The following is a 24,495-nucleotide window of genomic DNA, read 5'->3' on the forward strand; positions in this document are numbered from 1 at the left end:
GACGCCCCCATGTCCTCGACCCGGGATATCGACGCGCTGATCGAGATGATGGCCCGGCTGCCCGGGCTTGGCCCCCGGTCCGCGCGGCGCGCGGTGCTGCACCTGATCCGCAAGCGGGCGCTGTTGCTGACCCCGCTGGCGGACCTGATGCAGACCGTGGCCGCCACCGCGCGCGAATGCCTGCGCTGCGGCAATGTCGGCACGACCGATATCTGCGACATCTGCCTGAGCGAGAAACGCGCGACGGGCGAGCTCTGTGTCGTCGAGGATGTCGCCGACCTGTGGGCGATGGAACGGTCGCAGGTCTTCAAGGGTCGCTACCACGTGCTGGGCGGGACGCTTTCGGCGCTGGACGCGGTGGGACCCGAGGACCTCCGGATCCCGCAATTGCTGACCCGGGTGGAAGAAGAATCCATCACCGAGGTGATCCTGGCCCTGAACGCCACGGTCGATGGCCAGACCACGGCGCATTACATCGCCGACCAGCTGGACGGGCGGGTCCGGCTGACCTCGCTCGCGCAGGGGGTGCCGATCGGCGGAGAGCTCGACTACCTCGACGACGGCACGATCACCGCGGCGCTGCGCGCGCGGAAGGACCTGTGACGCGCTGACGCGGAACGGGCCTGCGCCGGGCGGCGCTAACGTCTGATTAACCATCAGCGCGGTATGCAGGCCGGGCCGTCACCGGTGCCCGGCCAATCCGGGTCCCGCAAGGGCGCCCGGGCTGTCGCACTGCCGGGGCGCCGGTCAGGCGGTTCATTCTGCCGACTCAGCCCCGGGGGTCTCATGCCGAGCTTGTCCGATATCCTCTCCAGCCTGTCCGATCCATTCAGCGCCCTGACCGCCCCCCTTCCGGGGGAGGAGAGCGAGGCGCTGGCGCAGCTTCTGGCCTTCTGGGCCGATCCCGCGGTCGGGCTGCCCCTTGCCGAAGACCTGAACCTGGACGAACTGCGCCTGCTGCAGGAACAGCTGCAGGCGGTGATGGACCAGCTGCGGGACGTCGCCGCGCTGGCCGGCACCAACAAGGACATAACCGTCGACGACCTGCTGGAGACGATCGACCCCGAGATCTGGCCCGAAGACTACGTCGATGCGATGGTGGAATTCGTGCAGTTCGGGGATGACGTCACAGCGGCGATCCTTGCCTTCGCCGACCTGACGGAGCCCGAGAAGCTGCAGGCCATGGTCACGGATTGGGTCCGGCAGGTCCTGAGCGGCGGAGAGACCACGCCGCAGCCCCTGACCCGCGGCACCGGGGCGGACGATGTGCTGGCCGGGCGGTCGGGCGACGATCAGCTGTCCGGCATGGGCGGCAACGACGAGATCTACGGCTTTCAGGGCAACGATGTCCTGCGGGGCGGGAACGGAAACGACCTGCTGCTGGGCGCCGCCGGAGACGACCAGCTGATCGGGCAGAACGGCGCGGACGAGCTGCGCGGCGCCGCCGGGGACGACGCGCTTAACGGCGGCAACGGGGATGACCTGCTGCTGGGCGGGGGCGGCAACGACCGGCTGGTCGGCATGGCCGGCAACGACGACCTGCGTGGCGGGTCGGGGGACGACCTGCTGCTGGGCGGCGAAGGCCAGGACAGCATGCGCGGCAATTCCGGCGCGGACGAATTCCGCTTCCTGTCCACCTCGGAAAGCACCGCCGAGGCCGGGTTCGACCGGATCTACGGATTTGTCAGCGGCGAGGACCGGATCAACCTGGCGGCGCTGGCCGATGACTGGACCTTTGTCAGCAATGGCGCTCTGACGGGCGACGGCGCCTCGGTCGCGACGCGTGAAGCCAACGGCAACACGCTGGTAAACGTGGATGCGGATGGCGACGGGAGCTTTGACATGAAGATCCTGGTGGTCAAGTCGCTGGGCCTGACCGAGGAGGATTTCATATTGTGAGGCGGGTTCCATGCCCGGCACGGCGAGAGACCGGCAGGTGCGGCCCTGACCGTCACGGGACAGCCGCATGCAGCGAAGCGGAGGGTTCATGGAGCAATGGCCGCCCCGCCGCATGCCCTGCCGCGAAAATGCGCGACAGGTTTCCGGGACGCGTGCGCCCCGGACCCGAGGCCCTTACTGGGCCGTGATCACGGTCATGACCAGGTCACCGTCGACCCGGACGGGGCCGTCTTCGGTGGCGCCGAGGGTGTATTCGAACACGCCGGTCTCCATCCCGCCCGTCTCGCCATGAACCATCAGCATCAGCATGTCGCCCGGGGCGACCTCTTCGGTCAGGATCGCGGCGACATCCACGTTCTCGCCCATGCGCAGCGGCGCATAGCCGACGACGGGGCCCGGCTTCATCTCGGCATCGGTGCGGTGCACGACCATCCAGCCGTTTTCGCCCGCGGCGATCATGTCGGCGCTGACGACGCCATTGGCAACGGATTGGTCCGAGGCCTGGACCGACGGCGCCATCGCGTGTTCGGCGGCGAAGGTGGTCGTGGCAAGAGCAATGGCAAGGGCCGTGGTTGCGGTGGCGGCGGCCATGATACGCGTCTGCATAGGAGAACTCCCTTTTCGTCCTTGAGTGCAAGCGTCCGGCACAAGCGCCGGAGCGATACAGACAGGCACGAGCCGCAACCGCGCGAAGTTTCAAAGAATTCGCGGGCTTCCGGCACTTTTCGAACAAGTGATTGACCCCGATACACAATTTCTTTGACGCCTCCGCCCCCCGGCCTGCTATGGATAGGGCAAGCAGGGCGGCCATGGCGCGGCCGCCCGAGGGGAATGGATGGACAGCGACGACCGGCAAGAGCTGGAGCGGCTACTGGGACGGATCGGTCTGGGCGACCGGCAGGCGTTTTCCGACCTGTTCGATCGCGCGGGGCCGAAACTTTTCGCGCTTTGCCTGCGTGTCCTGAAGGATCGGTCCGAGGCGCAGGATGCGCTGCAGGACAGCTTTGTGAAGGTCTGGCGCAATGCCGGGCGTTTCGAAGTCACGGATCACCACCCGATGAGCTGGCTCGTCACAATTGCCCGAAACACCGCGATCGACCGGTTGCGCAGCCGAAAGAGACACGAGGATATCGAGGATCACGCCCATTACCTGGCCGGCAGCGGCGCCGGGCCCGAGACGGCGGCGGTGGCCGCGTCCGAGCTGGCGCGGATCCGCGCCTGCCTGGCCGAGTTGCCCGACGACCGGCGCGACGCGGTGCGGCGCGCCTACCTTGAGGGTGACAGCTATGCCGACCTGGCGGCGCATTTCGGCATCCCGCTGAACACGGTGCGCACCTGGCTGCGGCGCGGGCTGACCACATTGCGGGAGTGCATGTCCCGATGAGCGAGGAGATGGCCCACGACGACGACCAGATGCTGGCGGCCGAATACGCCCTGGACCTTCTGACCGGCGATGAGCTGGCAGAGGCGCACCGGCGCGTGACCTCGGACCCCGCCTTTGCGGCCACCGTCGCCCGGTGGGAGATCGAGCTGGCCGACCTAGCGGTCGAGCTGCCGCCCGAACCCGTCCCGGCCGAGGTGAAATCGCGGCTGGAGATGCGGCTGTTCGGGGCGTCTCCGGCGCCGGTGTCGTCGCGGATGCGCGCGGCGCTGGGGTTCTGGCGCGGGCTGAGCGCGGTGGCGGTGTTCCTGGCGGCCATCCTGGGCTGGCTCTGGCTGAGCGGACCGGGCCCCGATCCGCTGCGCGCGGCCGAGATCGCGTCGGACGACGGCAGCTTCCGGTACCTTGCCGTGCTGGACGAGGCCGAGGGCGTTCTGCAGGTCACGCGGATATCCGGGACCGCGCCCGAGGGCCGGGTACTGCAGGTCTGGGCGCATGGCGACGATCAGCCGGCGATCTCGGTCGGGCTGTTTGGCGCGGGCGAGACGGCGCGGCTGGAGCTGCCAGACACGCTGCGGGGGATCGAGGGGACCTTCACCATGGGCATCTCCGAAGAGCCGCCGGGCGGCTCGCAGCAGGGCGGCCCCTCGGGCGAGGTGCTGGGACTGGGCGAGATCCGGGGGCTGTAACGTTCCGGGATACCGGGGCGGCCGGGGCGGCGCAGCGCCCCCTGCCCTATTCCGCCGCGGCGCGGGGTTCGGGGCCGTGCACGGCGTCGATCTCGTCGGCGACCAGCGCCTGCAGTTTCCACATGTAACTGTCGTGGATCCCGAGCTCTTCGAGATGGCTGACCGTGTTGAAGAGGTATTCCGCGCAGCTGCCGGCGTGGCCCACGGCGCGGGCCAGGCGGTGGACCTGGTCGTCGAGCGGCAGGCGCACCAGCCGCCCCTCGCCGTCGTGGCGCCGGTCGGCGGGCGGGGTGCAGTAGAAGACCAGGCCGCGGAAGCTTTCGCCGTTCGCGCGCAGGGTGACCCAGCGGATCCAGGGGATCATCTCGCGGAAGGCGCCTTCGCGTTCGATCAGGCGGATCATGCGGCTGAGCTGGTCATCCTCGGGCATCTTGAAGGCCACGCCCTTGCAGGCGCCGCCCTTGTCCAGCGCCAGCATCAGGCCCGGTTCTTCCGGGGTCGCGCGCCAGCCCTGCATGTGCAGGCAGAAGGACCGGTGCCAGCCGTGCAGGATGCAGGCGCGGCTTTCGTCGTATTCGAAGGCCGGTTTCCAGATCAGCGAGCCATATGCAAAGACCCAGAACGGCCGGCCCGCGTTCTCCTCCAGCAGACGCTGCGCCAGTTCTGCCTTGTCGTCATCCGTCATCGGCGTGTGGGTGTCCGAAGGGCCGGGATCGGGCACCTCGCGGTAGACCCGCGCCACGTGGGATTCGGTCAGGGAAATGGCGCGTGTGGAGGAACGGTGGGGCATGGAAGGGTCCGGGATGGCTCCGTCTGAAGGGTGCCGGGACAATGTCGGGGCGTGGCAGGCAATCGTCAACCCGATGACCCGGGCCCGGGGCGCGGCGCCGGGCAGATGCACAGGGCTTGTGCGCCGGGGCGGCGGCGGAGGCTCAAGAAGATGCGCCCGCCCGGGGAGGTGGCGCGGCGGGGGGTTTGCAGCTAGAGTGACGCAAGGTAACCGGCCTGCGCGCAAGTCTGCGTCGGTCGGCAGGTGGGGAGGATACGGGCATGACGGATACAACGGGCTTCGCGGCACTGGAACGGCGGGAATGGTCGGACCCGAATGTGGCGCGCGCCTATGCCCAGGCCTTCGCGAAGGCCTCGGACATGGTGGTGCCCGCGCTTGTCGCGGCGGTCCGGGCCGGGTCCGGGACGCGGGCGCTGGACCTTTGCTGCGGCCATGGCAACGTCAGCGCGGGGCTTGTCGGCGCCGGCGCCGAGGTGACGGGCGTGGATTTCTCGCCCGCGATGCTGGAAATGGCGCGCATTGCGGTGCCGGGGGCCAGGTTCGTCGAGGGCGACGCGATGGCGCTGGAGTTCGAGGACGGCACCTTTGACGCGGTGACGATCGGCTTCGGCGTGCCGCATGTGCCCGATCCGCCGCAGGTGCTGGCCGAGGCGCGCAGGGTGCTGAAACCCGGCGGGCGGCTGGCCTTCTCGGTCTGGTGCGGCGCCGGGGCAGAAAGCGCCCTTGGATATGTCTTCGAGGCGATCGCGGCGCATGGCGACCCCGGGATCACGCTGCCGCCCGGCCCCGGGGCCACCGATTATGCCGATCCCGCGCTGGCCTTTCCGGTGCTGGAGGCGCGCGGCTTTGCGGGGTGTCACTGCGAGACGGTGCCATCGGCCTGGAAGGTGGACGATCCGGCGGCGCCCTATGTCTATTTCCTGGAAGGCACGGCGCGCGGCGGGGCCCTGTTGCGGCCCCAGCCCGAGGAAAACGCCACCGCGATCCGTGCGTCGGTGGTCGAACGGGTGCTGGCGGCGCATGGGACAGGGCCCGAATGGCGGGTGCCGATCCCGGCGAACGTGACCTCGGCCGAGGCGGTGTGACGCGAGGCGGAGAACGCTGCCCGCCTCAGGCCGGCGTCACGAAAACCGATTGCGAGATCAGTTCGGCCGGGGCCTCGGAATCCATGAAGGCGATGTCATAGGCATCGCGGCCGATGGCGATGACGGCCAGCGTATCGGCCGAGCACATGCCCGTCGCATCCACCAGGTGCCAGGCCTCGTCCAGCCAGACCTGCGCCACGGCGTGGAAATCCGGCGGGGTGACCTGCGGGCTGTAGACGGCGACCATGCGCGCCGGGATCTGGGCGGCGCGGATCATCGAACAGGCCAGATGCGCGTAGTCGCGGCAGACACCCTGCCGGCCGGCGAAGGTTTCCAGCACGTTGGTGTCGGCGTCGGAACTGCCGGGGACATAGGTCAGGTTGGCCTCGATCCAGTCGCGGATCGCGGCGACCTTACGGCCGCCAGAGAGGTCTCCGAAGCGCTTGCCGACGAAGGTGACGAACTTGTCCGACTGGCAATAGCGCGAAGGCCGCAGGTAGGGCGCGACGGGCCCGGGGATCCGGTGCAGCGGCGCGGCCTCGAGCGTGTTGAGCGAAACCGCCGGCCGGGTGATATCGACCTCGGCATCGTAGGACAGGGCCATCTCGGTGGCGGTGACCTGCGCCCAGATCCGTTCGCCGACCCCGGCGTCGCCCTCGACCCGGGTCAGGCTGGCCTCGGTGATGGTCAGGTTCTGGTGCAGGATCTCCTGCCCCTCGGTCCGGGCGGCCTCCAGCGCCAGGAAGACGGTGTTGGGCCGGGTAAACCGGTAGTGCATGTCGACGTCGATCCGGATGCGCATCCTGCCCCCTGCCGTTTGTGCCCTGCCGTTTCGGCCCTGCCGCACAGGCGTAGCAGCTTCGCCCCCGTGGCTTCAACGGCAGAGATGGTTTCGACACCGGCGCGGGCCCTGTCCCCCGCGGGCGCGGGGAAATTGTGCAGGCGCGGCACCGGCCCCGGCCCCGGCCCCGAAACGCAAACGCGCCCGCCGGGATCCCGGGCGGGCGCGTGAGCTTGCGGCATGGTGCCGGAGGGCGGCGCGGCTCAGCGCGACGTGTCGTCCTCGTCGTCGTCGTCATCCTCGCCCGAGGGCAGGTTGAAGAAGCTGTCGGCGTCCACGATCGGCTCGCTGTCTTCCTTGTCGTCCTCGTCGCTGTCGCTGAGCGAGAAGGTCTCGAGCCCCTCGATCGCGGTCGGGATGCGCGGCTCGGCCTCCATCTCCAGCGACTGCTCGGTCGAGACGAGACGGCGGCGGGCGTCGTCGTCCATGACCTCGCCCTCGGCGGCCTTCTTGGCGGCGGCCTTCTGCACGGCGGCGTCCAGTTCGGACTGCTTGCAGAGGCCCAGAGCGACCGGGTCGATCGGCTGGATGTTGGCGATGTTCCAGTGCGTGCGTTCGCGAATCGCCTGGATCGTCGGCTTCGTGGTGCCCACCAGCTTCGAGATCTGGCTGTCGGCCAGTTCCGGGTGGAACTTCACCAGCCACAGGATCGAAGCCGGACGGTCCTGGCGCTTCGACAGCGGGGTGTAGCGCGGGCCGCGGCGCTTCTCCTCGCCCTCGGCGGCGGGGTTGGTCTTGACCCGCAGCCGGTAAAGCGGATCCTTCTCGGCCTTGTCGATCTCGGCCTGGGTCAGCTGGTTGTTCGCGATCGGGTCGAACCCGCGCACGCCCACGGCAACGTCACCATCGGCGATGCCCTGGATCTCGAGCTCGTGCATGCCGACGAAATCCGCGATCTGCTTGAAGGTCATGGTGGTGTTGTCCACCAGCCAGACCGCCGTCGCGCGCGCGTTGATCAGTCGTGCCATAGTCATGCTCCTTAACACATACATCTTCCCCGGCGCCTGGGCGGACCAGGCTGCCCGGGTTTCAGGCCACGGGCGGGTTTCCGTTGTCGGGGAACTTCGGCGTTGTATAGTCGGCGATGACCGGAAAGGGAAGAGGCGAATGCGGCAGGCTTTCGGCAGCTGGATCCTTGCGCTGGCCCTGGCGGCGGCGCCCGGGCCCGTCGGGATGGCCGCGCGCGCCAGCGAGGCCGAAAATGCCCCGGGGCGGTTCGATTATTACGTGATGGCGCTGAGCTGGTCGCCGAACTGGTGCGCCCTGGAAGGGGACCAGCGCCGGGCGCCGCAATGCGACGAGGATCACGGCTGGCTGCTGCACGGGCTCTGGCCCCAGTTCGAGACCGGGTGGCCGGAAACCTGCGACACCTCCGAACCCTCTCCATCGCGGCAGATGACCCGCGAGATGACCGACATCATGGGCAGCGCCGGGCTGGCCTGGCACCAGTGGCGCAAGCATGGCTCCTGTTCCGGGCTGGCACCGGAGGACTACTTTCGCCTGTCGCGGGTGGCCTATGGCCGCGTGGTCCGGCCCGAGGTGTTCCGCAAGCTGAGCAACGCGGTGCGCCTGCCGGCCTCGGTCGTCGAAGAGGCGTTTCTCAAGGACAATCCTCAGCTGACGCCCGACATGCTGACCGTGACCTGCCGCGACGGCTATGTGCAGGAGGTGCGGATCTGTTTCACCCGGGGGCTGGAGCCCCGCCCCTGCGGCCCGGATGCGCGCAGGGACTGCCGCCTGAACGACGCGCTGTTCACGCCGCTGCGCTGACCGGGCTTTGGGCGTGCCGGCCGAAGGCCGGGATGAGGACTTGCCGGCCGAAGGCCGGCCGGGGCGCGCGGCGAAGCCGCGCGCAACCCCTCGCCCGACAGTTCACGCAGACACCCCCGGCAGGGGGCTCAGCTTTCCTGCTGCTGGCACTTGCGTGCCGCCGCCAGCGCCTCGGCCGTGCCCTTGAGGTCCAGCTGGAAGACCGGCGCGCCCTTGGCGTCGAAGACCGTCAGGCTCTGAGCCTTGGCGATCGCGTCGAAGACCGACGTGTTGGTGAACATCACCCCCGCGCCATGCACCCGCCCCAGCTGCAGCCCAGTGGCCACCGCCGGGTAGCGCGTACCGTCGAGGTCGAAGACCAGCGGATAGGCCTGGCCTTCGCGCAGGCGTGTCCAATCGGGTTCGAACACGGCGATGTAGCCCTGCTTTTTCACCGCGTCATAGCCGATCCGGGTCAGCGACTTGCCGTCGCGTGCGGTCTGGATCAGGCAGCCATTGCCCAGGTCCGTGTCCACCATGACGTTCCAGCCATTGCAATAGCCCTGATCGACCAGGTCGGCCTTTGCGGGCAGGGCCGCAAGCCCGAGGGCGAGCAGCGCCGCGCCGAATGCGAGATGTCTCATGCGCTTTCCTTCACAAATTCGGGGCCTTCACAGTTCGAGGATCGTCGAGCCGGTGGTCTTGCGGGCTTCCAGCGCGTCATGCGCCTTGGCCACCTCGGCCAGCGGGAAGCGCTGGTCGATGCGGATCTTCACCGCACCCGAGGCGACCTTGTCGAACAGGTGCCTTGCCATCTCCTGACAGGTGGCCGGATCGGCGGTATGGGCGAACAGCGTCGGCCGCGTGACCTTGATCGAGCCCTTCTGCGCCAGGATCCCGAGGTTGAAGGCATCGACCGGCCCCGTGGCATTGCCGAATGAGATCATCATCCCCAGCGGCTTCAGGCAGTCCAGAGAGCCCATGAAGGTGTCCTTGCCCACCGAATCCATCACCACGTCGACGCCCTTGCCATCCGTCAGCTCCTTCACCCGGGCGGTGAAATCCTCGGTCGAATAGTTGATGCAATGCTCGGCCCCGTGATCGAGCGCGAGCTGGCATTTCTCGTCGCTGCCGGCGGTGCCGATCAAGTGGATGCCTTCGGATTTCGCCCATTGGCAGGCGATCAGCCCGACACCGCCGGCGGCGGCGTGGAACAGCACCGTGTCCCCGGCCTTCAGCGGCGTGGTGCGGTGGAAGAGGTATTCCACCGTCATCCCCTGCAGCATCATCGCCGCGCCCTCGTCGAACGAGATCGCCTCGGGCAGCGGGCAGAGCTGGGCTGCGGGCATCACCCGGGCTTCGGTATAGGCGCCGGGCGGCATGGCGGCATAGGCGGCGCGGTCGCCGGGCCTGAGGTGTGTCACACCCTCGCCCACCGCCTCGATCACGCCCGCGGCCTCCATCCCCAGCGCATGGGGCAATTCCATCGGGTAAAGGCCGGAGCGCTGGTAGATGTCGATGAAGTTCAGCCCGCAGGCCTTGTGCGCGATGCGGATCTCGCCCGGGCCGGGCTCTCCCACCTCGAGATCCACCAGCTTCAGCTTGTCCGAGCCGCCGTGCTCTTCGATGATCGCGGTCAGGGCCATGTCTCGCCTCCGTTGCCTTGGTTTTTGCTGCCGGTCCGGCCGCGGGGCGGATGCCGCCCCCTCGCCGGTCCCTGTCCGGCCCGATCATGCGCATATCCGGCCGATAGTCCATGACCCGTCTCAGCAGATCGTGAGAGCCATGTGGCGAGATCCATGGTATGATTTAGGCAGTGTCGCGGGGCGGTTCGGCCCCGGTACGGTGTTCTGACCGGCGACCGAACCCCTGCCGCGACGATCTTTATCGTCGGGTCGAAGCACTTCGGCGGAAAGGGGGAGGACATGACCAATACAATCGGAAACCCGCTTAGCTGGACCGCCCAGGCTGTCGGCGCCACCGGATCGCACCTGGCTGACACGGCCGGCGAGCTTGGCGGCCATCTCGACGACAGCCCGCCCCGGGTGCAGCTGCTGACGCGGGACGACATCCGGCATGCGTTGCAGGCGGGATGGGAGGACATGACCGCGCTTCGGGCGGATGCGCTGACCCTGGTGGCGGTCTATCCGCTGATCGGGATCACGCTGATCGCCATGAGCTTCAACGCCGGGCTGATCCCGCTGATCGTGCCGCTGATCACCGGCTTTGCCCTGCTGGGGCCGGTGGCCGCCGTCGGGCTGGAAGAGATGAGCCGGCGGCGCGAACAGGGCCTGGACCCGCGGTGGAGCGACGCCTTTGCCGTGATGCGCGCACCCTCCTTCGGGGCGATCGCGGTCCTGGGGCTTTACCTTGCCGGGACGATGCTGGTCTGGATGCTGCTGGCGGCCCAGATCTACGGCGCAACGCTGGGGCCCGAGCCGCCGGCCTCGATCGGCGCCTTCCTGACCGCCGCCTTCACCACATGGGCCGGGTGGAAGATGGTCGTGATCGGCGTGGTCGCGGGCGCGGTCCTGGCCTTCGTCGTTCTGGCGATCAGCGTGGTCTCCTTCCCGCTGCTGCTGGACCGGAAGGTCGGTCTGCCGGTGGCGGTCGTGACCTCGATCCGGGTGACGCAGCAGAACCCGGGCGTGATCCTGGGTTGGGGCGCCATCGTGATCACCCTGCTGGTTCTGGGCTCGATCCCCTTCCTGCTGGGGCTGGTGGTGGTGCTGCCGCTGCTGGGGCATTCCACCTGGCACCTCTATCGCCGGGCCGTGGGGTAACCTGCCGGGACCGAACGGAAAAAGGGCCGCATCCGGGGATGCGGCCCTTTCTTGTGCAGGGTGGGGTGTTGCGCGGGCCGCGCCGGTCGTCAACCCGCCACGTTCAGGACGATCTTGCCGATATGGCCCGAGCCTTCCATGCGCTCGTGCGCCTTCGCGGCTTCGGCGAAGGGGAACTCGCTGTCCATCACGGGGGCGATGCGCCCGGAATCGAGCAACGGCCAGACATGGGCGCGCAGGTCCTCGGCGATGCGGGCCTTGGCCAGATCGCTTTGCGGACGCAGGGTCGATCCGGTGATCGTCAGCCGCCGCATCATCACCTGCGCAAAGTTCAGCTCCACCTTCGGACCCTGAAGGAAGGCGATCTGAACCAGGCGCCCCTCGTCGGCCAGCGCCTTGACGTTGCGGGGCAGGTAGTCGCCGCCGACCATGTCCAGGATCAGGTCCGCGCCGCCCTCGGCGCGCAGGACCTCGACGAAATCCTCGTCGCGGTAGTTGATCGCCCGTTCCGCGCCAAGCGCCATGCAGGCCTTGCACTTTTCGGCCGAACCGGCGGTGGCGAAGACCCGCGCGCCGAAGATCCTGGCCAGCTGTATTGCCGTCGTGCCGATGCCCGACGACCCGCCATGGACGAGAAACCGCTCGCCTGCGCGCAGCCCCCCGCGCGAGAAGACGTTGGACCAGACGGTAAAGAAGGTCTCGGGCAGGCAGGCGGCCTCTTTCAGGCCAAGCCCCTCGGGCACGGGCAGGCAATGGGCCGCCGGTGTCGCCACGTATTCCGCGTATCCGCCGCCGGGCAGCAGGGCGCAGACCTGGTCGCCGATCGCCACCTCGGTCACGCCGTCACCCAGCGCCACGACCTCGCCCGAGGCTTCGAGCCCCGGCAGATCGCTGGCGCCCGGAGGCGGATTGTAGGATCCGGCGCGTTGCAGCGCATCGGGGCGGTTCACCCCGGCATAGGCGACCTTGATCACCACCTGGCCATGCCCGGGCCGTGGCACGGGCCGGTCGGTCAGCTGCAGCACCTCGGGCCCGCCGGGTGCGGATATCTCGACGGCGCGCATCGTTTCAGTCATTGGGTTCTCCTGGTTCGGCTGGGCACAGCTGTCGCCGCCGGGGCGCCGAAGCGCAAGCCGAAAGGCTCAGGATCCGCTTGCCCCCATCGGCCAGTCGGTCCGCGGCTTGCGCATGGGCGCGCGGATCTGCTTGCCCAGCCAGTTCGGCCCGGTCATCAGCGGCTTCAGCAGCGGATTGTCGTTGATCTGGGCCTTCAGCTTTTCGACCTGCATCACGTCGTTGATGCGACGATCCAGGAAATCCCACGTCTTTTCATAGCCTTCGCTGTCATCGCCCAGCCAGTACAGCACCGTCGAGGACAGCACCGCCGACAGCGAGGCGCGCTTGGTGTACCAGTTCACGTCTTCCGACGTGTCGCCCAGCGTGTCCCAGATCAGGTCCGCCGTCGCCCAAAGCGCCTTGGCCCCGTCGGCGGCATGTTGCGGCAGCGCGAACAGCGTCATGCCCCGGCGCACGGCCTCCTTGTCGCCGACCTCGATCCGGGCGCGGACGGCGGCGATGACCTTGTCGCGGAACTTCATCTCGCTCAGGTCCATGGCGCGAATCTTCTGCAGCATCTGCTGGTCGCCGCGCTGGTGATAGGCCAGGGCCAGATCGACGGGGCCGCGCGGCAGCACGGCACGGGCCAGAGCGGGCTCCACCCCCGCATCGGCCACGGCCGCCCGGAACGTGGCATCGGTCCAGCCGTCAAAGGCCACGTGGATCAGGGCGGCGTCCAGGATTTTCGACTTGATGTCGTCATAAGGCGTTGTCATGGGCGCTCTCCGATGTGAGTGTCGTATCTCAATATAGGGCATCTGCCGCGTTTGTCCCAATCCCTGCCGGGGGGTGGACAAGCGGGGTGAGGGTTTGCTATAGCGCAGCCTCCTGCAATTCTTCCTTGCAACTTTTACCAGAAAGGTGGTGACAACCACATGCAGGTCAGTGTTCGCGACAACAATGTCGACCAGGCGCTCCGTGCCCTGAAGAAGAAACTTCAGCGCGAAGGCGTGTTCCGCGAGATGAAGCTCAAGCAACATTTCGAGAAACCGTCCGAGAAGAAAGCGCGCGAGAAGGCAGAAGCGATCCGCCGTGCGCGCAAGCTCGCGCGTAAGAAGGCGCAGCGCGAAGGGCTCCTCTGAGGCCTCTTCCTTCGAAGCCACTTCCTGGCACGTCTTGATGACGCCACGGTCGGATTGTCCGACACCGAAGTTGACGACCCCCGGGCGCAAGCCACGGGGGTTTGTCGTATCCGGGGGTCCGCGTCTTCTTCAGGAAACCGGGCGCTTCGCGTCCCCGGCCCCGCCCGGCCGGATCGCATCGCGCGGGCGAGCGCCCCGCGCAAACCGGTCCCGCCCCATTCGGCCAGATCAACCCAAACGAGAAATCCCGCCGATTTCGCGTGACCGAATCCCACAAACATCTGTACACTGAGCGAAATCCGACAGTCCCACATGGTCCGCTGACCGCCGGACCTTGCGATACTGCGGCGTCGAGGCTGTCGCAGGTGTCGGGACCCTGGCCCGGCGACGACTGACGTCGAGGCACCGTTAACACATTGCTAACCAGTTTCGCCTATTTGGTTAATAGATCGGACCCTTGGTAGAGGACCCACGGCCCATGCAGCAGTCCACGATACTGACCCCGGGCCGCGGCGCCCGGCCGAAGGACACGCAGGCCGTGATGTTCGACGATCTGGTGGCCCTGGTGGCCCGACGGATGCAGATGCCGGTGGCGATCCTGGTGTTGCCCGACCTGCAGAGGCCCGGGCAGAATTCGATCAGCACCCATGGCCTGCCCAACCCCGAAACCTACGAGGAAACGATCGCTTTCGGCGCGCATCTGATGGATGCCCTCCGGCGCAGCCAGCGGCCGCTTGTGCTGTCGGATTCGCGGATGCAGACCGAGCTTGGCGCGCTGCCTCTGGTGCAGAACAGCCAGTGCCTCGCCTTTCTCTGCGTCCCGGTGCTAAGCGCCGATTCGCGGATGATCGGGGTGCTCTGCGTGGCGAACAAGACGCCCTTCGACTGGTCCGAGGGGGACATCGAGGCGCTGAAGGATTATGCCACGCTGATCTCGCGCGAGATGCGGCAGAGGCTGCTGGTCAGCGATCAATCCGCGGAATTGTCGATGCTGCGCCTGCGGCTGGAGCGCGAGCGGCTTCACAATTTCCAGCGCGAGGCGATCTTTCAGGCGATGGCGACGCCCGGACTGTCGCCCTCGGCCCGGTTCCGGTCGGTGCTGAATGCGGGCTGCGCGGCGCTGAAGGTCGATTACGGCATCCTGACCCAGGTCTCCGGCGGGCGGGCACGGGTCATCGCGGCCAGCAAGTCGGCGCCCACAAACGAGCCGTTGGCAGATATCGAGATCAGCCAGCGCTACACTGCGGACATTCTCGCCACGGACCGCCAGATCTGCATGCCCGACACGGCAATGAGCTGCGAACCCCTGCGCCGGGATCTCTTTGGCCGGCCGCCGCTGGCCTATTTCGGCGCGCCGATCGTGACCAACGGGCTGACTTTCGGCACACTTGAATTCACCGCGACGAGCCCGATCTCGAAACGCTCGGATCCGTCCTATGGCTCGGTGCTGAGCATGATGGCGATTGCGATCAACGGCTACCTCTGCGCCCGGACCGATCCGCAGCAGGCGGATGTCTTCATTCCGACGGCGCGGGCGGCGATCTGATCCGGGTCTGACCCTCGGGCCTCTCAACCCTGCAGGATCATGTCGGCGGCGCGCTCGGCGATCATGATCGTCGGAGAATTGGTGTTCCCGCTGGTGATCAACGGCATGATCGAGGCATCCACAACCCGCAGCCCCTGCACCCCGCGCATCCGCAGCTGCGCATCCAGCGGCGCGTCGTCCCCGGGGCCCATGCGCACGGTGCCGACGGGGTGGAAGATCGTCGTGCCCACGTCGCCGGCGGCCTTCACCAGGTCCTTCGCGTCGTCCGAGGCGATGCCCGGCTTGGTTTCTTCCGGCGCGTAACGGGCCATCGGGGCCTGGGCCATGATCGCCCGCGCCTGCCGGATCGCGGCCACGGCCACCTGGCGGTCGCCCTCGGTCGACAGGTAGTTCGGCGCGATGCGCGGCGCAGCCTTCGGATCGGGCGAGGCGATCTCGACCACGCCGCGGCTTTCGGGGCGCAGGTTGCAGACACTGGCGGTGATCGCGTCGAAGCGGTCGAGCTCTCCGCCGAAGGCATCGAGCGACAGCGGCTGCACGTGATACTCAAGGTCCGGCGTTGCCAGGTCCGGCCGGGATTTCGAAAAGGCGCCCAGCTGCGAGGGCGACATCGACATCGGCCCCGACCGGGTCAGCGCGTATTCCAGGCCGATCTTCGCCTTGCCGAACAGCGTGCCGGCCAGGGTATTCAGCGTCTTCACGCCGGTCAGCTTCCAGGCGCAGCGCAGTTGCAGGTGATCCTGCAGGTTGGCGCCGATGGCGGGCATGTCGCGCGCGACCCCGATCCCGTGGCGCTGCAGCAGGTCCCCCGGGCCGATCCCCGACAGCTGCAGGATCTGCGGCGTGCCGATGGCCCCGGCCGACAGGATCACCTCGGCCCGCGCCCGCGCCTCTTTCTTCGTGCCGCCCAGGTCATAGGCCACGCCCACCGCGCGGGCGCCATCCAGGATCAGCCGGTGCACCTGCGCCTCGGTCTCGACCTTCAGCCTTGCGGCCTTGCTGGTGCGCAGAAAGGCCTTGGCGGTGTTCATCCGCCAGCCGTTGCGCTGGTTCACGCGGAAATATCCCACGCCCTCGTTGTCGCCGGTGTTGAAATCGGTCGTGGCCGGCAGCCCCCAGGCCTGCGCCGCCTCGGACCAGTGATCGAGCACGTCCCAGTGCAGGCGCTGGTTCTCCACCCGCCATTCGCCGCCCGCGCCGTGCATCTCGGAGGCGCCGTCGACGTAATCCTCGGACCGTTTGAAATAGGGCAGCACGTCGTCCCAGCCCCAGCCGGGCAGGCCCATCTGCCGCCAGCCGTCGTAATCCGCAGCCTGTCCGCGCAGGTAAAGCATGCCATTGATCGAGGAACAGCCGCCCAGCGTCTTGCCCCGCGGATATAGCAGCGAGCGGCCGTTCAGACCGGCCTCCGCCTCGGTCCTGAACAGCCAGTCGGTGCGGGGATTGCCGATGCAGTAGAGGTAGCCGACGGGGATGTGGATCCAGTGGTAATTGTCGCGCTTGCCGGCCTCGAGCAGCAGCACGCTGTGCCCGGCCTCGCCCAGCCGCTTGGCCAGCACGCAGCCGGCGCTGCCCGCACCGACGATGATATAGTCGTATTCCATGTCCATCCCTCCGCTCGGGGCGAGCGTAGCAAGGCGAACCGGGGGCACAATATGGCAATTTTGCTTGCGCGGCGCGGCTTGAATCCATAAAACTAGTTTTATAGTTTATTGCAAGGTGAGTCGCATGGAATGGGAAGAAGCGGCCCAGGGCTTTTCGGCCATGGGGTCCGAGGCGCGATTGCAGGTGCTGCGCACGCTGGTGCGCGCCGGCGCCCCGGGGCTGAGCGTGGGCGAGATCCAGGAGCGTACGGGCATGGCGCCCTCGACGCTGGCGCATCACCTGAAGTTCCTCGCCGCGGGCGGGGTGGTGAGCCAGGAGAAGGCGGGCCGGACGACGATCAACCGGGCGAAACTTGACACCCTGGACCAGTTGGCGCGGTTCATTCTCAGCGAATGCTGCGCCGACATGACACGAAAGGCGGCAAACGATGTCTGACACGACACAAAGCCCGGGGGTCCCGTGGCGCGCGGTCACGGATTTCGTGAAGTCCCCCTGGGCGTTCATCCTCTACATCCTCGCCGGGGTGGCGGTGCTGGATCCCGGCAACCTGGGCTTTACCGCCGGTTTCGCGGCCCGGGCGCTGCTGGACACCCTGCCCTATATCGTGGTGGCCGTGCTGCTGCTGGCCTACCTGAAGGCCACGGGGGCCGAGGTCATGGTGGCGCGCGCCTTCGAGGGGCGAGAGACGCGTATGATCTTCCTGGCCGCGGTGTTCGGCGGGCTGGCGCCCTTCTGTTCCTGCCAGGTGATCCCCTTCATCGCCGGTCTGCTGGCGCTTGGCGCGCCGCTGTCGGCGGTCATGGCTTTCTGGCTGTCGTCGCCGCTGATCGACCCGCCGACGCTGCTGATCACGGCGGCGGCCTTGGGGTGGCCCTTTGCCATCGCCAAGGCGGTGGCCGCGGTGGGGCTGGGCCTGTTCGGCGGCTTCGCGGTGAAGGCGATGCTGGGCGCCGGGGCCTTCGAGTCCCCGCTGAAAGTCTACCAGCGCTCGGGCTGCTGCGGCGGGCCGAAGCTGAACGGCAAGCCGGTCTGGTCCTTCTGGACCGAGGTGAAACGGCGCGAGACGTTTCGGAGCGAGCTGCTGACCAACGGGCTGTTCCTGCTGAAGTGGCTGGCCTTCGCCTACACGCTGGAGGCGCTGCTGGTGCATTACGTGCCGGCCGAGCTGATCGCCGGCGTGGTCGGTGGCGAGGGCATCGTGCCGATCGGCATCGCGGCGTTGGTGGGCATGCCCGCCTACCTGAACTCCTACGTGGCGCCGCCGCTTCTGGCCGGGCTGATGGAACAGGGGATGAGCGCGGGGTCCGCCATGGCCTTCATGGTGGCCGGCGCGGTCAGCTCGATCCCGGCTATGGCGGCGGTCTGGTCGCTGGTCAAACCGCGGGTCTTCGCGGCCTACCTCGGGCTTGGCATCCTGGGCGCGATCCTGTCGGGGATCCTGTTCTCGCTGGTGATCTGACCGGCCCGAATACTCCCGCCCGTCCGCCCCGCATCCCAGATGCGGGGCGTCCCGTTGGGCCCGGCACGCGCGCCAGGGCGCGCGTGCCGGTTGCACCTCAGGCCCTGGGTTTCTCAAGCTGCCAGTCGAGATGGGCGCGCACCGTCGGCCATTCCGCCGCCGTGATCGAGTAGACCGCCGTGTCCCGGATCGTGCCATTGGGCAGCACCGAATGCGCCCTCAGGACCCCGTCCAGCTGCGCGCCCAGCCGCTCGATGGCCCGCCGGCTCTGGACATTCATGCGATGGGTCCGGAACTCCACCGCGATGCAGTTCAACACCTCGAAGGCATGGCCCAGCAGCATCCGCTTGCACTCGGTATTCAGTGGCGACCGCTGCACGCTCTTGCGGTACCAGGTGGAACCGATCTCGACCCGCCTGTTCACCGCATCGATATTCATGTAGGTGGTCATGCCCACCGCCCGGCCATCGGCGTCGAGGATCGCAAAGGGCGCCATGCTCTCCTTCGCCATCAACCCCAGGCGCCGCTCGATCTCGGCCGGAACCCCCTCCGGCGAGGGCACGGCGGTATACCAAAGCCGGTGCAGTTCGCCATCCGCCGCCGCCTCGGCCAGCTCTTCCGCGTGGGACATCGCGAGCGGCACCAAGGCAACGCTCCGCCCCTTCAGCGTGACAGGTTCAGCAAACATCCACGCCCCCTGCTTCTTCTTGGTCAAAATACCTCCGGGGGAGTCCTCCGCAGGAGGACGGGGGCAGAGCCCCCTACCCGAAGACCCGCCCCAGCGCGCCATCGACCGCGTCGGTGATCCGGTCGATGTCGTCCGCCGTGGCGATCAGCGCAGGCGAGAAGCACAGCGTGTTGTTGTAGCCCGGCACCGAGCGGTTGGTCACGCCGATGATCACGCCGTTGGCCATGCAATCTGCCGTCACCGCCTGGGCCAGCTTCTCGGCCACCGGCTCCTTGGTGGTACGATCCGCCACCAGCTCGGCGCCGCAGAACAGGCCCTTGCCGCGCACGTCGCCGATCACCGCGTGCTTCTCCTGCAGCGCGGCGAGGTTCTCCATCATCCGGGCGCCCATGGCCGTGGTGTTGGCCAGCAGGTCTTCCTCGATGATGATGTTCATGTTCTCGATCGCCGCCGCCGGGCCGGCCGTGCAGCCGCCGAAAGTGGAGATATCGCGGAAGTAGTTCAGCGGATCGTCGGCATTGTCCTTGAAAGCATCAAAGACCTCCTCGGTGGTGACCAGCGCGGCGATGGCGGCATAGCCCGAGGCCAGGCCCTTGGCCATGGTCACGAAATCGGGCTTCACACCGTAATGCTGGTAACCGAACCATTCGCCGGTCCGGCCCACGCCGCAGACGACCTCGTCGATATGCAGCAGCACGCCGTACTTGTCGCAGATCTCCTGCACCTTCTGCCAGTAGCCCTCCGGCGGGGTGATCACGCCGCCACCGGCGGTCACCGGTTCAAGGCAGAGGCCGCCGACGGTGTCGGGGCCCTCGGCCAGGATCACCTTCTCGATCTGCTCGGCCGCCCAGAGACCGTAATTCTCGACCGGGGCGCCCTCCTGTTCGTGGCGGCGGTATTCGAGGCAATGGGGCACGCGGACAAAGCCGGGCGCGAAGGGGCCGTATTGCGCGTTGCGCTCGTCCTGGCCGCCGGCCGACAGGGCGCCGATGGTGGTGCCGTGGTAATCGCGCTCGCGGTAGAGGATCTTGTGCTTGGTGCCACCGTATTTCTTGTGCGCGATCTGCCGGATCATCTTGAAGGCCTTCTCGTTGGCCTCGGACCCGGAGTTGCAGTAGTAGACGCGGTTCATCCCCGGCATCTTGTCGATCAGCATTTCCGAGAAGACAGCGCCGGGCACGGTGCCCATGGAGCCCGCGAAATAGTTCATCTTCAGGATCTGGTCGCGCACCGCATCGGCGATCCGCTCGCGGCCATAGCCCACATTCACTGTCCAGACCGCGCCCGACACGGCGTCGAGGAACTCGCGCCCCGCATGATCCCACACGGACATGCCGCGGCCTTCGACGATGATGCGCGGATCGTTCGTCTCGTAGGGTTTGTGCTGGCTCAGGTGATGCCAGACATGGGCCTTGTCGGCCGACACGATGTGGGAAATGTCGTTTTCCGTAAACTTGCCGTCCATGGCGCTTATCCTCATTGTGCTGAAAATGGCCGCAGGCCAAACGCCCGCCTGCGCGAGTGTAATACAGATGTCAGATGGATCCTGTTTTTTCGGCGACATATAGGGCCAGTCGACAGGCTCCGCTAGGTCCAGATGATGGGGATGGGTCGGCGCCCAACACAGGATCTTTCTGCAAAACAAATACATCACAAAGACTTACAGGGCACCCTCGGCGCCACCGCGGCGCGGGACCACCAGAAGCAAGGACCCTGGCGCCGTGGCCACCGCCCAAAAACCGGCAGAAAAATTGTTGATCCATTAGGCAATATCGGCTCGGATCGGTCCGAATTGGGGGTCCGGCCCCCGCCTCGCGGACGGGCGCCCCGGCGCCGCGGCCGCCCACAACACCTGCCGAACACGGCGGACAACACGGGAGAAGAACATTGAGCACGACGCGCAGCCTCAAGGGCGCCGCAGCGGCCCTCGCACTTCTGGCCGGGGCCAGCCCGGCCTTCGCCGCCGATGAAATCACGGTGGGCTATTTCCTCGAATGGCCGATGCCGTTCCAATACGCCAAGCAGATGGGCACCTACGACGAAGAGATGGGCGTGACCGTCAACTGGGTCAGCTTTGATACCGGCACCGCGATGAGCGCGGCGATGGCTTCGGGCGACGTGCAGCTGTCGGTCAGCCAGGGCGTGCCGCCCTTTGTGGTGGCCGCCAGCGCGGGCCAGGACCTGCAGGTGCTGGACGTGGCCGTCAGCTATTCCGACAATGACAATTGCGTCGTGCGCTCGGATCTGGAAATCGACAAGAGCAGCGCCGACGAGCTGGAAGGCAAGAAGGTCGCCGTGCCGCTGGGCACCGCGGCGCATTACGGCTTTCTCAAGCAGATGGACCATTTCGGCGTGCCGCTCGACAGCCTTGAAATCGTCGACATGGCGCCGCCCGACGGTGCCGCCGCGATCGCGCAGGGCTCGGTCGACATGGCCTGCGGCTGGGGCGGATCGCTGCGCCGCATGAAGGAACACGGCAACGTGCTGCTGACCGGCGCCGAGAAGGAAGAGCTGGGGATCCTCGTCTTCGACGTGACCTCGGGCCCCGCCGGATGGGTGGCCGAGAACAGCGACCTGGTGGCGAGCTTCCTGAAGGTGACGGCGGATGCCAACGCGATGTGGAATTCCGGCGAGCACGAGGCCGAGATGCTGCCCGTGATCGCCAAGGACGCCGGCATGGACGAGGATGCGACATCCGAAACGATCTCGACCTTCGTCTTCCCCGACGTCGACACGCAGCTGTCGGACAAATGGCTTGGCGGCGGCAGCCAGGATTTCATGAAGGGCGTGGCCGAAGTCTTTGTCGAGGCCGGGTCGATCGATTCCGCCCTGGGCAGCTACGAGAATGCCGTGAACACGGGGCCGCTGACGTCCGCGCACGGCATGTGACTGGACGGGACTGGACGGGGGCCGGGCCATCGCGCTCCGGCCCCCACCGGCGTCAAAAGTCTCATTGAGACTTTTGGCAAAACTTTCTTCAAAAGTTTTGGGGACGTGATGAACGGGCTCAGCATCGAAAACCTCTCCATGCGGTTCAACCTCCCCAACGGCGGCGCGGTGCAGGCACTGAAGGATGTCTCGCTCGAGTTGCAGGCCGGAGAGCTGCTCAGCGTGCTCGGTCCCTCGGGCTGCGGCAAGACCACGCTTCTCAACATCGTGGCCGGCTTCCTTGCGCCGACCGAGGGGCAGATCGTCATGAACGGCCACCGGGTCACGGGGCCTGCCGCCGAACGGGGCATGGTGTTCCAGCAGGGCGCCTTGTTCGAATGGATGTCGGTGCGCGAAAACGTGGGCTTCGGCCCCTCGATGAAGCACATGCCCCGGGCCGAGAAGGCACAGATCGTCGATCACCTGCTGGAGGTCGTGGGGCTGGGCGATTTCAAGGAAAAGGCGGTCTATGAACTGTCCGGCGGCATGCAGCAGCGCGTGGCCCTGGCGCGCTGCCTGGCCAACGATCCCGATGTCATCCTGATGGACGAACCGCTGGGCGCGCTGGACGCTCTGACCCGCGAGAAGATGCAGGCGCTGGTGCTGAAGCTCTGGAAGGAGACCGGCAAGACCATCATCCTGATCACCCACTCGGTCGAGGAAGCCCTGCTGCTGGGCGAACGCCTGCTGGTCATGGCCCCGCGCCCGGGCCGGATCCACCGCGAATACCGCCTGCCCTTTGCCGATCTCGGCGTCGGCGCCGACCTGCGCGAGGTCAAGACGCACCCCGAATTCGGCCCCCGCCGCGAAGAGATCCTGAACATGATCTGGGACATGGAAGAGGAAATCATGGGCCGCACGGAGGCCGGCGCATGATCCCCCTGCTGATCTACGTCGCGATCTTCGTCGGCGCCTATGTCATCGTCCACCAGATCCGCAAGCGCGCCATCCAGAGCGATTATACCTCGCTCAAGACGGTGACCTTCGGCGACGAAAGCACCGTGCGGCCGGACCGCGCGGCGAGCGTCATTTCCGTCGTCACGATCTTCGTCCTCTGGGCCGCCTTCACCGGGTCCGACTGGCTGCCGCGGTTCATGCATGCGCCGGGGCCGTTCGAGGGCGTCGCCACCTTTGACTACACGGCCGAAACACCGGACGGGCAAAGCGATACCGCCACGGTCACGGTCCTCGTCCACCCGATCGATCAGGAGGTCGATGAGCCGCAGGTCGAGCCCGGCGAGGGCTGGGCCAGGAACGACGCCGCCACGGTGGGCGTCTGGCGGTCGGGCCTGATCCGGGTGGACCGCAATGACGAGCTGGGCCGCGACGAGGGCGCTGTGGTCGTCGCGGTCAACGGCGAGCCGATCTCGCCCGGAACCAGTGTCGAAACCCCTTATGGCCGGGTCGGCATGTCTCCCAAGGGCACGCTGAACTTCGAGCCAAAGAAGGGCTGGCAGATGGAGCCGATCTGGCTGCCGCCGCCCGAGGCCGTCGTCGACCGGATCGTCGAGATCGCCAGGGAGGGCTTTCGCGGCTCCACCCTGTGGGAACACCTGGGCTATTCTCTGATGCGTGTCGTGCTGGGCTTTGTCTGCGGCGCGCTGGTGGGGATTCCGCTGGGCTATGCCATGGGCCTGTCCGACTGGTTCCGCGGCTGGTTCGATCCGATCGTGGAATTCATGCGCCCCGTTCCGCCGCTGGCGCTGATCCCGCTGGTGATCATCTGGGCCGGGATCGGCGAAGGCGGCAAGATCATCCTGCTGTTCCTGGCCGCGCTCTGGATCATGGCCATCGCCGCCCGCGCCGGCGTGTCGGGCGTGAAGATCTCGAAGGTCCATGCCGCTTATTCGCTGGGAGCCAGCAAGGCGCAGATCATGCGCTACGTCATCGTGCCGAATTCACTGCCCGAGATCTTTACCGGCGCGCGGGTCGCCATGGGCGTCTGCTGGGGCACCGTCGTGGCCGCCGAACTGGTCGCCGCCGAGAAGGGCGCGGGCATGATGATCATGGTCGCCTCGAAGTTCCAGAACACCGACATCGTGCTGATGGGCATCATCCTCATCGGTGTCATCGGCTTCGGCATCGACATCCTGATGCGGTGGGCCGAGCGGCTGCTGGTCCCCTGGAAAGGCAAGGGCTGATCCCGTGGCGTGACCCGCGCCAGCGCCTTCTGCCGCGCCGCCGCATGACGGCGCAGAGCCCATATCGACCGATGCTGCGCAGTGTCTCCGAATGTCGGGTCTTTGAAGGCCACGAGAAGACGGAATGTGGAGACAAGTTACCTCTCGCCGTCCCATGCTTGAAGAAAGTTCAGAGCTGAACGGAGGCCGTGTGGCTGGTCACGAAGATGATCACGCGAAGCGTGCCCCGGCACCACACCACCTTTTCGCCCGAACAAGCCTTCGCGTCGCGCTCAAACCCGATATCGGACAGCAGGTGCGGGGCGCATAGCGCAAGACGCTCCAGGTCATTTCGAAGCTGCACGTCAGGCTTCCCCCCCCCCGGACCGATGGACGAGTTTTCTGCGCGGCGCCAACGCGTCCAACATTCGCCTGACCGACAGATTATTCTCAAGCAGGCCGGTCAACATAGCCGTTTTCCCACGTTTGCTGACTTGACGGAGTGATACCGCGAGCAAAGACTTCCGGGCAAACCAAGCTTTTGCACCCATAGGGTCAGGAAAAATGAGCCTTGGACATGCCAAGACTGCCACCTCTCAATGCCCTAAGGGCCTTTGAAGCCGCAGCGCGTCACCATGGCTTCGTAGGTGCGAGCGACGAACTCCACGTGCCGAAGGTCGAAGCATTTCGATCATGGGCCTTCCAGGTTGCCGAGGCGGACCGATCCGCTATCG

General features: G+C 67.2%; 26 protein-coding genes and 1 pseudogene. 15 read left to right on the forward strand and 12 right to left on the reverse strand.

Annotated features, from left to right (window positions below):
• The first annotated feature begins 9 nt into the window (after nt 1-9).
• The gene (gene recR / locus ATO3_RS12615) at nt 10-603 is read left to right on the forward strand and encodes a recombination mediator RecR (protein ID WP_088650213.1); all 594 of its coding nucleotides are present in this window, start codon (nt 10-12) and stop codon (nt 601-603) included.
• A 183-nt stretch (nt 604-786) separates the two neighbouring features.
• Nucleotides 787-1,899: a calcium-binding protein gene (locus ATO3_RS12620; RefSeq protein WP_088650214.1), complete on the forward strand. Its 1,113-nt coding sequence runs from the start codon at nt 787-789 to the stop codon at nt 1,897-1,899.
• A 174-nt stretch (nt 1,900-2,073) separates the two neighbouring features.
• On the opposite strand, the gene ATO3_RS12625 is transcribed toward ATO3_RS12620, so the two are convergent.
• Nucleotides 2,074-2,418 (reverse strand): DUF7282 domain-containing protein, encoded by a 345-nt coding sequence (locus ATO3_RS12625; protein WP_408630816.1) that lies wholly within the window; start codon nt 2,416-2,418, stop codon nt 2,074-2,076.
• A gap of 316 nt (nt 2,419-2,734) precedes the next feature.
• On the opposite strand from ATO3_RS12625, the gene ATO3_RS12630 reads away from it, so the two are divergent.
• Nucleotides 2,735-3,283 (forward strand): sigma-70 family RNA polymerase sigma factor, encoded by a 549-nt coding sequence (locus tag ATO3_RS12630; RefSeq protein ID WP_088650215.1) that lies wholly within the window; start codon nt 2,735-2,737, stop codon nt 3,281-3,283.
• Nucleotides 3,280-3,969: an anti-sigma factor gene (locus ATO3_RS12635; protein ID WP_088650216.1), complete on the forward strand. Its 690-nt coding sequence runs from the start codon at nt 3,280-3,282 to the stop codon at nt 3,967-3,969. Before ATO3_RS12630 ends, ATO3_RS12635 begins: the two co-directional genes overlap by 4 nt.
• Nucleotides 3,970-4,015: 46 nt before the next feature.
• Here the strand turns inward: ATO3_RS12635 and ATO3_RS12640 are convergent, their stop codons facing one another.
• Nucleotides 4,016-4,759: a gamma-glutamylcyclotransferase gene (locus tag ATO3_RS12640; RefSeq protein ID WP_088650217.1), complete on the reverse strand. Its 744-nt coding sequence runs from the start codon at nt 4,757-4,759 to the stop codon at nt 4,016-4,018.
• A gap of 260 nt (nt 4,760-5,019) precedes the next feature.
• Here ATO3_RS12640 and ATO3_RS12645 point away from each other — a divergent pair, with 260 nt between their 5' ends.
• On the forward strand, nt 5,020-5,844 hold the full coding sequence (locus ATO3_RS12645; protein ID WP_088650218.1) for a methyltransferase domain-containing protein: 825 nt from the start codon (nt 5,020-5,022) through the stop codon (nt 5,842-5,844).
• A gap of 25 nt (nt 5,845-5,869) precedes the next feature.
• Here the strand turns inward: ATO3_RS12645 and ATO3_RS12650 are convergent, their stop codons facing one another.
• Nucleotides 5,870-6,646 (reverse strand): transglutaminase-like domain-containing protein, encoded by a 777-nt coding sequence (locus ATO3_RS12650; RefSeq protein ID WP_088650219.1) that lies wholly within the window; start codon nt 6,644-6,646, stop codon nt 5,870-5,872.
• Nucleotides 6,647-6,888: 242 nt separating this feature from the next.
• Nucleotides 6,889-7,653 carry a DUF1013 domain-containing protein gene (locus tag ATO3_RS12655; RefSeq protein WP_088650220.1) on the reverse strand — a complete coding sequence of 255 codons (765 nt, stop codon included), beginning with the start codon at nt 7,651-7,653 and terminating at the stop codon, nt 6,889-6,891.
• Between the two features lie 139 nt (nt 7,654-7,792).
• Here ATO3_RS12655 and ATO3_RS12660 point away from each other — a divergent pair, with 139 nt between their 5' ends.
• Nucleotides 7,793-8,455 (forward strand): ribonuclease T2 family protein, encoded by a 663-nt coding sequence (locus tag ATO3_RS12660; protein ID WP_088650221.1) that lies wholly within the window; start codon nt 7,793-7,795, stop codon nt 8,453-8,455.
• A gap of 128 nt (nt 8,456-8,583) precedes the next feature.
• On the opposite strand, the gene ATO3_RS12665 is transcribed toward ATO3_RS12660, so the two are convergent.
• Both ATO3_RS12665 and ATO3_RS12670 read right to left on the reverse strand, forming a co-directional pair.
• Entirely contained in the window at nt 8,584-9,078 is a 495-nt protein-coding gene (locus ATO3_RS12665; protein ID WP_088650222.1) for a hypothetical protein, read from the reverse strand.
• Between the two features lie 27 nt (nt 9,079-9,105).
• Complete coding sequence (locus ATO3_RS12670; protein ID WP_088650223.1) at nt 9,106-10,080, reverse strand: quinone oxidoreductase family protein; 975 nt, start codon at nt 10,078-10,080, stop codon at nt 9,106-9,108.
• A 279-nt stretch (nt 10,081-10,359) separates the two neighbouring features.
• Here ATO3_RS12670 and ATO3_RS12675 point away from each other — a divergent pair, with 279 nt between their 5' ends.
• Nucleotides 10,360-11,217: a DUF2189 domain-containing protein gene (locus tag ATO3_RS12675; protein WP_088650224.1), complete on the forward strand. Its 858-nt coding sequence runs from the start codon at nt 10,360-10,362 to the stop codon at nt 11,215-11,217.
• A gap of 89 nt (nt 11,218-11,306) precedes the next feature.
• Here the strand turns inward: ATO3_RS12675 and ATO3_RS12680 are convergent, their stop codons facing one another.
• On the reverse strand, nt 11,307-12,293 hold the full coding sequence (locus ATO3_RS12680) for an NAD(P)H-quinone oxidoreductase (protein ID WP_088650225.1): 987 nt from the start codon (nt 12,291-12,293) through the stop codon (nt 11,307-11,309).
• 66 nt (nt 12,294-12,359) lie between these two features.
• The gene (locus ATO3_RS12685) at nt 12,360-13,049 is read right to left on the reverse strand and encodes a COQ9 family protein (protein ID WP_088650226.1); all 690 of its coding nucleotides are present in this window, start codon (nt 13,047-13,049) and stop codon (nt 12,360-12,362) included.
• 159 nt (nt 13,050-13,208) lie between these two features.
• Here ATO3_RS12685 and rpsU point away from each other — a divergent pair, with 159 nt between their 5' ends.
• Both rpsU and ATO3_RS12695 read left to right on the forward strand, forming a co-directional pair.
• Complete coding sequence (gene rpsU / locus ATO3_RS12690) at nt 13,209-13,415, forward strand: 30S ribosomal protein S21 (protein ID WP_005614280.1); 207 nt, start codon at nt 13,209-13,211, stop codon at nt 13,413-13,415.
• A 478-nt stretch (nt 13,416-13,893) separates the two neighbouring features.
• Nucleotides 13,894-14,961, forward strand: coding sequence for a GAF domain-containing protein (locus ATO3_RS12695; RefSeq protein ID WP_088650227.1), 1,068 nt, complete (start codon nt 13,894-13,896; stop codon nt 14,959-14,961).
• A gap of 23 nt (nt 14,962-14,984) precedes the next feature.
• On the opposite strand, the gene ATO3_RS12700 is transcribed toward ATO3_RS12695, so the two are convergent.
• Nucleotides 14,985-16,565 carry a GMC family oxidoreductase gene (locus ATO3_RS12700; RefSeq protein WP_088650446.1) on the reverse strand — a complete coding sequence of 527 codons (1,581 nt, stop codon included), beginning with the start codon at nt 16,563-16,565 and terminating at the stop codon, nt 14,985-14,987.
• 124 nt (nt 16,566-16,689) lie between these two features.
• On the opposite strand from ATO3_RS12700, the gene ATO3_RS12705 reads away from it, so the two are divergent.
• Both ATO3_RS12705 and ATO3_RS12710 read left to right on the forward strand, forming a co-directional pair.
• On the forward strand, nt 16,690-17,001 hold the full coding sequence (locus ATO3_RS12705) for an ArsR/SmtB family transcription factor (protein ID WP_088650228.1): 312 nt from the start codon (nt 16,690-16,692) through the stop codon (nt 16,999-17,001).
• Nucleotides 16,994-18,025, forward strand: a complete 1,032-nt coding sequence (locus tag ATO3_RS12710) for a permease (RefSeq protein WP_088650229.1) — start codon at nt 16,994-16,996, stop codon at nt 18,023-18,025. Before ATO3_RS12705 ends, ATO3_RS12710 begins: the two co-directional genes overlap by 8 nt.
• Before the next feature lie 97 nt (nt 18,026-18,122).
• Here ATO3_RS12710 and ATO3_RS12715 read toward each other — a convergent pair whose 3' ends face one another.
• Both ATO3_RS12715 and ATO3_RS12720 read right to left on the reverse strand, forming a co-directional pair.
• A complete protein-coding gene (locus tag ATO3_RS12715) occupies nt 18,123-18,713 on the reverse strand; it encodes a GNAT family N-acetyltransferase (protein ID WP_088650230.1) in 591 nt (196 codons plus the stop codon).
• 73 nt (nt 18,714-18,786) lie between these two features.
• A complete protein-coding gene (locus ATO3_RS12720) occupies nt 18,787-20,178 on the reverse strand; it encodes an aminotransferase family protein (RefSeq protein WP_088650231.1) in 1,392 nt (463 codons plus the stop codon).
• 422 nt (nt 20,179-20,600) lie between these two features.
• Between ATO3_RS12720 and ATO3_RS12725 the strand changes: the two genes are divergently transcribed.
• The 3 genes from ATO3_RS12725 (at nt 20,601) to ATO3_RS12735 (ending at nt 23,782) form a co-directional block, all read left to right on the forward strand.
• Nucleotides 20,601-21,602: a taurine ABC transporter substrate-binding protein gene (locus ATO3_RS12725; protein WP_088650232.1), complete on the forward strand. Its 1,002-nt coding sequence runs from the start codon at nt 20,601-20,603 to the stop codon at nt 21,600-21,602.
• 108 nt (nt 21,603-21,710) lie between these two features.
• Complete coding sequence (locus ATO3_RS12730; RefSeq protein WP_088650233.1) at nt 21,711-22,517, forward strand: ABC transporter ATP-binding protein; 807 nt, start codon at nt 21,711-21,713, stop codon at nt 22,515-22,517.
• Nucleotides 22,514-23,782, forward strand: coding sequence for an ABC transporter permease (locus tag ATO3_RS12735; protein ID WP_088650234.1), 1,269 nt, complete (start codon nt 22,514-22,516; stop codon nt 23,780-23,782). Before ATO3_RS12730 ends, ATO3_RS12735 begins: the two co-directional genes overlap by 4 nt.
• A 169-nt stretch (nt 23,783-23,951) precedes the next feature.
• On the opposite strand, the gene ATO3_RS28830 is transcribed toward ATO3_RS12735, so the two are convergent.
• Nucleotides 23,952-24,125 (reverse strand): hypothetical protein, encoded by a 174-nt coding sequence (locus ATO3_RS28830; RefSeq protein ID WP_158217955.1) that lies wholly within the window; start codon nt 24,123-24,125, stop codon nt 23,952-23,954.
• A 213-nt stretch (nt 24,126-24,338) separates the two neighbouring features.
• Between ATO3_RS28830 and ATO3_RS29575 the strand changes: the two are divergent.
• A pseudogene (locus ATO3_RS29575) lies at nt 24,339-24,431 on the forward strand (LysR family transcriptional regulator); the annotation flags it as partial.
• Between the last annotated feature and the right edge of the window lie 64 nt (nt 24,432-24,495).

It is taken from the genome of Marinibacterium profundimaris, assembly GCF_002210095.1.
GTDB classification, from domain to species: Bacteria; Pseudomonadota; Alphaproteobacteria; order Rhodobacterales; family Rhodobacteraceae; genus Marinibacterium; species Marinibacterium profundimaris.